This is a genomic window from Arthrobacter sp. C9C5, assembly GCF_013359735.1.
Lineage (GTDB): Bacteria > Actinomycetota > Actinomycetes > Actinomycetales > Micrococcaceae > Arthrobacter.
Window position 1 is genome coordinate 1 of sequence record NZ_JABFMX010000026.1, and the last position, 7,355, is coordinate 7,355.

A 7,355-nucleotide genomic window follows, 5' to 3' on the forward strand; every position below is an offset into this window, starting at 1 on the left:
GCTCCTCGACCCCGGCGGCGTACTCCGCGGCCTCCGCGAAGCCGAACAACGCCGCATCCCCGACCGCCGTCGAACACAACTCCCGCAATTGCCCCAGAACGATCCCCAGCGACGGATCCCGGCGGCCATCAACCGGCCGGGTGGCCGGAGAGAAGGTGACCGCTGCACTGGTTCCCATGAACTAACTTCATCAGAGACCTCCGACATTATTAGCCCTGCGGAGACAAGCAACGATGCAATCCGGCAACCCCACCCGAGGGTATTAGATCGTTGCCGGCGACCCAGCCGCCGGGGGACGTATGATCGGGCCTACGGGGAGATCCAGCCCGGGGGAGGCCTCGCCCCGGAGAGGCTGTCCCGCAGGAGGCAACCCGAGCAACAAGGAGTAGCTATGAAGCTCATGACCGTGGTGTGGACTGCGGCCGCGACAGCCGCTACGGCGGCCGCCGGTGGCTTGGCGACGGACCCCGACAGCCCGTGGTACCGGCAGCTCCGCAAACCTGATTGGCAGCCCCCCGCCATCGCCTTTCCTGTGGTCTGGACAGCGCTGTATGCGGATCTCGCCGTGAGTTCCGCCGTCGCGCTGGATAGCAGGGATGGGGCCGACGCCGGCAGCAAAACGAGGCAGCAGGAATTAGCTGCCTATCGGTCCGCCTTGGCGGTGAACCTCGCGCTCAATGCGTCGTGGAGCTGGCTCTTCTGGCGCGCCCGCCGGCCCTGGTTGGCAGCGGCGGAGTGCGCCGTGCTGACGGCGAGCAGCATCGATCTGGTGCGGCGGACGTACAAACTGGACCGCGGTGCCGGAGCGGCCCTTGCCCCCTATGCCGCGTGGTGCGGCTTCGCCACCGCGTTGTCGACGGCGGTGGCGCGTCTCAACGCCGGAACGACGGCGAACTGAGCGACAAGGTTAGGTACCTCGCCGGGCCTAGCCAGCCCCCTCCCCGTGCCTAGCCCCAAACTGCCGATGCCCGGTGCGGTGTCTGGCCGCCGCGGCGGGGACTGTGATGACTGAAGGGTTCGCGGGCCGCTTCCCGGATGATGTTTTGGGTGACCTGGCGCGCGAACGCCCGGGAGCGGGCAGGGACGGCGCCATCACCCTGCGCTTGGAGCCAGTCCAAGGTGCCCATATTCAAGACCCACGCCCCGGACGGGGCAGTGTAGAACGTCGAATCGGACCAGCCATGGGAGGCATGAGTCCCGGACGCAGGGGAGTGGGCGAAGATACGGAGGGTTTTCGGGTATCTGAATTTTTGACGCTTTGTCGCCGGGAACACACGGTCCGTTTCGCCTGCGGTGAGGCCGGGGTAGGTGGCACCGCGGACGGCGCCGGTTCCGGCGAAGGCAAAAAATGAAGGATCCGTGACGGTGAACGTCCCTTTGACGCCGAGGTCACCGTAAACCGAGCCTGTCAGGGTCGATTCCGGCTTAGAGACGGGCCCTTGGCGCCACTGGGTGGTCACGGCCTCGGGGTGGCGGCGGCGGTATGGATCCAGCCGGGCCTTCCGGTAGCAGACCAGGACACGGTTCGTCCCGGTAAAGGAAGACTCCAGCCGGGTACGCCAATACACGTTGTTCGCTCCGAAGAAGACGATGTTTGTTCCCTTGTCGCGCGCACCTTCGATGGTCCGCCGCAGGGACGGGGACCAGTATTCTGAATGGCCTGCGAAAACCACGGCCGCGGCGCCGCTGACCAGCGCGGGGTTCCGGCTGATCCGTGCCTCGGTGGTGTACGCGAGCTTGAGAGCGGGGTCATCGATGGCCTCCGCCGCCCGGACCAGCGGGGCGTTACGAAGCTCCACCTCGTTGAAGTTCCGGTAGGGCCGGTCAAAGGAGACCTTGTAAGACCGGGTGGCGGTCGAGCGGTTTGGCCCGGTGTAGAGCGAGTAGCCGCCCCACTTGTTGTACGCCTGCATCGTGCAGTCGTTAAAGACCAGAACTGCCTTGCCCACGACCGAGGCTGACTCGACGATCAGCGGGATCCGGTGTTCCCGCCTTGAACCGTCGGTCAGAACCAGGTAGTAAAACCCGTCGGGCCACCCTGTCGTGTTGACTGTCGTCGTGACATGCCAAGGGCAGGACACCATCCGCGTCTTGCGCTGGAGGGTGAAGGCCGGCTGCCGGCGGACCCGTACCGGTTCGGACGTCCAGACCAGTCGCTGGCCGTCCCCGTTGTAGTTACCGATCCGGTAGGCCTTTATCCGGATACTGCCCAGAGTGGAGTTGATGTAGACATCCACCTTGCGCCGCTGCGCGGTGGATGCGTGCTGGCCCAGAAAGCCTTCGAGCTGCGGGGCGGTTGACCGTTTGGATGCGACTTCGCTACCCGTAATGCCCGGCCGCTGCCCCGGTGCCAGGACCAGCCTTTGATGGGCGGTGCCCGCAACCGGAGACGGCGGCGCCTGCACCTTCCCCGCCTCGGAGGCTTGCACCAGCGGGTGCGCGGGGCCGGCGCCGCCAGCTGCAGCCCCCGATGCCGCCTCCGCGGCGGCCCAGGACAGTGCCGCGAGGGCGGCACCAAGCACGGCTCTGCGTCCAGGAGCGTCGTCAGTCGCGCGCATTGCCCCCTCGATTCACGCCCGCCGCTTCGGAACCGGCGAGCGGCCCAAGAGGCGTTGGATAGTCGCATGCACGACTTCCCCCAAGGGTATGGACCCGGGACCATTCCCGCAGGCGTGGGGACTACGCGCTTAGTTCCCGCAGCAGTACCCGGGGCACGCACGACGTACTCGCGTACAGCACAAAAAGGTCGGGTGGATCTGCAACTGGCAGACCCACCCGACCCCTCATGGTGAAGAAACTTCACCCGATCGCTACTCCGATGGACGACGGAGCGATATCTCGCTGAGCAAGTTCAGCGATTGACCGGCGGGAATTGATTTGTTCCAGCCGACCGCAACCCCATTGTCGATGTCCTCAAAGCACTGGCAGGCGTTGTTTAGGTCACCTTGTGCACCGATTTGGCTCCACATGTTGGAATAGCGTCCCTCGGTGACCGTGGCTCCGGCCGTGAGACCCTGGAGTCGGAGCGTCACCACCTCGGCATTGGCGGTCGTGCGCAGGCAGCCGGCCAACTGCCCGGGAACGTTCAGTTCGCCGGTGCCCGTGTCGCTGTCACCGAGGTAGCAGTCAAAGCCCCGGTAGAGCCGAAGACTCGTGCTTGCCGTGCCTCGGTTTTGAACGCTGATCCTGGTGGAGATGACATTGCTGGCTTTGACCCAAGTGTCGGTTTGGGTCAGCCGAATGCCCGTGGTGCCGGCGTCCACGACAGTCTCGACCTTGATTGGATGCGCAGCTGTCCCGTCTCCAGTGACTGACTGCGACACCGGGGTGTAGGACGCTGGGTCTATTCCGGATGCAGGCATCCCCTCTGGCCCATAGAGAGTGTCACCGATGGACACCAAGGTTCCACAGGCCCGATCGCTGTAGAACTCGCCGTGGGAGTCCTCATGCGTCCACAGGGAGCATTTGAGGTCACTTTCGACGTTATAGGTAGCGACCGAACGCAGCGCGGCGACGCCGGGACTGCCGTCGCCGATGCCGGAGTCACCACCGGTGCCTGAACCGTCGCCCCCACCGGTTCCGCCCGGCGTCGGTGTTGGCGACGGGCTGGTCAGGGGCCCGGGCGCGTGCGCAATGTTCCAGGTCGAAGTGATGAGATCGTCTTTTTCTTTCTTGGACAATCCCAGGTTCTCGAAGGCTCCCGGATCGATTCCGATTCCTGCCTTGAATTTTCCGTCAAGGCTCCACCACGGATCCGCCGAAATGTCGGCCTTCAACTCGGGTCCGACCGCGGCGGTGACGAACGGGCCGGCGACACCGGCAATCTGCATATCGACACGTGCGCCGAGGTAGAAACTGGCTTCGCCGTTCACCGTCAGGTTAGGCGGCTCAAACGTGGACGTCTCGGCCGGCGGGTTGAAGCTCGTGGCCAGTCCCGAGCTGCTCAGGGTTGCTTCGACGGATGACTCCACCTTTGCTGACGCTGACGTCGCCAGCGACGCGTGCGATTTTGCCGTTCCTTCGAGGGTGAACTGCAAGCTGTTGAACACTGGAACCTGGAATATTCCGAGAGGTCCGACAGGAATGAAAAGAGTGGGCAGCTTGACGGCATTCCTCAGGACGTCCGTCTTCTCCAGGATGCACTCTGCATCGCCGGAGACGGATGCCGATGTGCTCGACTCCACTTCGACCCCCGCAGCGGCCTTGATGTAGTTGTCAGCACGGCTAAAGCCCCACTTTGCCGAGACCTCCGTAGTGACGTCTCCACCGACTTTGGCGTCAAAGTTCATGGAAGCCGACGCGCCGCAGGAGAGCTCTTTTGAAAACGGGTTGAAGATGTCTCCCATGCGACCGGACTCCGCTGTGGCTCCGCCCGAGGCAGGTGCTGTCGAAGCATCGAGAACCACCGGAGATTGCAGTGTGGTTGAGAATTCACCGCGGGCGAAAACCTCGTCAACTTTGGGGAAAGCCGTTGTCCATGTTGTCGAGGTGCTGGTTGCACTCCGGGCGCTGACCAATTTGATCCACAGGCCTTGCGGCGCTGCGGCTGAACGCGGTGCTACAACGATGTCGCCGGTGTGGTAGCCGTTTCTGAGCGTAACGGTTCCGGCCGTGCCGGGCGTTGCGTACAGCGATTTGCCATTCACGATGTCCGCGGTCGGAGCCGTAATCGTTTGCGGATTCATAACCGTGGCAAATGAGAAACTTACCGATGTTTCTCCCGTCGCAGACAGGGTCACTGTCTTCGACCCGCTCGGGAAATAGGTGCCCGGAAGATTTGTTCCGGTCACTTTAACATTTGATGCTGTGACCGTGTAGGTTCCGGTGCTTAGACCGGACACCACTCCTTCGCCAGCCACGGTCACGCTTTGTGTCCTGCCGTCGGTTCCTTTGATGGTCACCACGGATTTGGAGGTGGCCGGCAATTCGGAAAGCTTTATCCGGAGCAAAGGACCTTGGTCCAAGTATTTTCTAAGCGCGGAGGCAACGGAGTTGTTGATGGCGCCGGTCCCGCCAAGGATGACAATCTTCTTTGGCTTGAGGCGGGTCAGCTCCGCGGCAATCGCCGCCGGAATGCCAGTGGTGGTGGCCAACAAGATGGGTCCCTTGTTGGCGCCTGCCGGGGCGGCACCGGACAGCGCATCCGGGAAGTTGCTGCCGTTCGCAATGTAGGCGACGTCCACGTTGGCCGCATAGCTGGCCTTCGAGATCGCAGCGGAAGTTGCGTAACGGTCAGCCCCGGACTTGCGCGTTACGGACGGGCTGTACGTCTTCAGCGCCGTTGCGACACTGCTGTTGATGGCGCCGGTTCCGCCGAGGATGACAATCTTCTTGGGCTTGAGCCGGCTGAGTTCGGTACCAATCGCCGCCGGGATGCGGGTAGAGGTGGAGAGCAGGATCGGGCCCTTGTTCGCACCTGCCGGTGCGGCTCCCGAGAGTGCATCGGGGAAGTTGCCGCCGTCAGCGATATAGGCGACGTCCACGTTCGTCCCGTAGCTGGCTTTGGAAATCGCGGCCGAGGTGGCGTAACGGTCGGCTCCAGACCTGCGCGCAACGTTGGGGCTGTACTTCTTCAACGCGGTTGCCACAGAGCTGTTGATGGCGCCGGTTCCGCCGAGAATGACGATCTTCTTGGGTTTGAGCCTGGCCAGTTCGGTGGCGATGGCTGCCGGTATGCCGGTGGTGGTGGCGAGGAGGATAGGACCCTTGTTGGCTCCGGCAGGTGCGGCCCCGGAGAGAGCGTCCGGGAAGTTGCCGCCGTTTGCAATGTAAGCAACATCGACGTTCGGGGCGTAGTTGGCCTTGGAAATCGCGGCCGAGGTGGCGTAACGATCCGATCCCGCCAAGCGTGGAATTGAGTCCGCTTGTGTCGTCGGAGTTGTGGGAAGGACGTTCACATTGGTCGTGGTCCTTGCTAAGACTGGCGTTGCGCCTAGCGACATTGACAAGGTCAATGCCGCGGCCAGGACGGTAGACCTATGCAAAGGTCGTCGTCGATTATTCATAAATATCCCCAATATTAAGTGTGATGGCGAGGTGGAACAAGGAGTTCATCTACGTGCCACGGACGCCAGTCGCTTCGCTGGGAATCATCGGCTCAGATTGCATCGTGGTGAACGAGATTGAATGTACAGCACGAGTCATATAAGACAACACATGAAGGCCTGTTTAATCGTGTTGTTTTGAGGATCAAAGCAGCCCCTTGTCCGCCCTGATTTATTCCGGGGCATATAAAGAGAAAAAGCCCACCTTCCGGCAAGCGCAGGTTTCGGATCGTGCCGAGCGCCTACGAGACCTCCGGCTGGCGGTCACGCCCGCCACGCTGTCATGGAAAGAAGTCCAAAGTAGGTGCGAAAAGCACAGTGCCGCCGTCGGGGAGCCCCGAAGGCGGCACTGTGCCTTTGAGGCGATAGTCGCCGGCTACCTTCCCGAGCTAGCCGCTTTGGCTGGCGCGGGAAGCTCAGCTAGCCGGTGACGGCTCGTGACGGCATCGAAACCTTCGACACGGCGGTGTAGCCGCTCTTGCTGCCGGTTACGCGGACGGTGATTTTCTTGGCCAGATCGCGGGCGTTGAGTTTGTACTGGAACGCTGTTGCGCCGGTGATGGCGACGCCGGAGCGGTACCACTGGTATGTCAATGACACGGGCGACGGCGACCATACGCCGGGCGTGGCGGTGAGGACTCTGCCGACCTTGGGGGTTCCGGAAATCCTGGGGACCGGTGTAGTTGTCAGAGTTCCTGCTGTGACGGTAAGCGGCGCGGAAGTCTTTGAAAGCGTGGTGTAGCCGGCCTTGCTCCCGGTCACCCTGACCGTGAGCTTCTTTCCCAGGCTGGCGGCGGTGAGCTTGTAACTGGAAAGCGTTGCGCCGGGGATGGCGACGCCGGAGCGGTACCACTGGTATTTGATGGACACGGGCGACTGTGACCACGTGCCGGGCGTGGCGGTGAGCACTCCGCCGACTTTGGGGGTACCGGCAATCTTGGGGGCCTGCGTGGACGTCAATGTTCCCGCCGCGACCGTAGCTGTCGGCGCGGAAGTCTTTGAAACCGGGGTGTAGCCGGTCTTGAGACCCGTTACCTGGACCGTGATCTTTTTGCCAAGGTCACTGACGGTGACGGGGTAGCTCGCCGCCCTAGCGCCAGGCACCGGAACGCCCGCACGGAACCACTGGAATTTCAACGCAACTGGGGCGGGAGACCAGTTGCCGGGGATAGCTGTGAGCTTATTGCCCACTTTGGCAAGACCCGTGACGGACGGGACCGGCGCGGAAACGGGCCCGACCGGTGGTGCTTCAGCACTGATGGTGAGGGTGGCGAGGTCCTGGAATCCGGTGGAGGAGTTGCCGAGGGTGTC

General features: G+C 62.9%; 3 protein-coding genes and 1 pseudogene. 1 reads left to right on the forward strand and 3 read right to left on the reverse strand.

Annotated elements, in window-relative coordinates; genetic code table 11:
• The first annotated feature begins 391 nt into the window (after window positions 1-391).
• On the forward strand, window positions 392-898 hold the full coding sequence (locus HNO80_RS16570) for a TspO/MBR family protein (RefSeq protein ID WP_175323952.1): 507 nt from the start codon (window positions 392-394) through the stop codon (window positions 896-898).
• Between the two features lie 49 nt (window positions 899-947).
• Here the strand turns inward: HNO80_RS16570 and HNO80_RS16575 are convergent, their stop codons facing one another.
• From HNO80_RS16575 to HNO80_RS16585, 3 genes and pseudogenes are all read right to left on the reverse strand, one after another.
• Window positions 948-2,558, reverse strand: a complete 1,611-nt coding sequence (locus HNO80_RS16575; protein ID WP_175323953.1) for a N,N-dimethylformamidase beta subunit family domain-containing protein — start codon at window positions 2,556-2,558, stop codon at window positions 948-950.
• Between the two features lie 252 nt (window positions 2,559-2,810).
• Window positions 2,811-5,846 carry a cell wall-binding repeat-containing protein gene (locus HNO80_RS16580; RefSeq protein ID WP_175323954.1) on the reverse strand — a complete coding sequence of 1,012 codons (3,036 nt, stop codon included), beginning with the start codon at window positions 5,844-5,846 and terminating at the stop codon, window positions 2,811-2,813.
• Between the two features lie 618 nt (window positions 5,847-6,464).
• Window positions 6,465-7,355 (reverse strand): annotated as a pseudogene (locus tag HNO80_RS16585) (carboxypeptidase regulatory-like domain-containing protein); the annotation flags it as partial.

What these genes read in the sequence shown, in the direction of transcription:
- HNO80_RS16575 (WP_175323953.1), bottom strand. Translation starts at nt 2,558, where the DNA reads ATGCGCGCGACTGACGACGCTCCTGGACGCAGAGCCGTGCTTGGTGCC.
- HNO80_RS16570 (WP_175323952.1), top strand. Translation starts at nt 392, where the DNA reads ATGAAGCTCATGACCGTGGTGTGGACTGCGGCCGCGACAGCCGCTACG.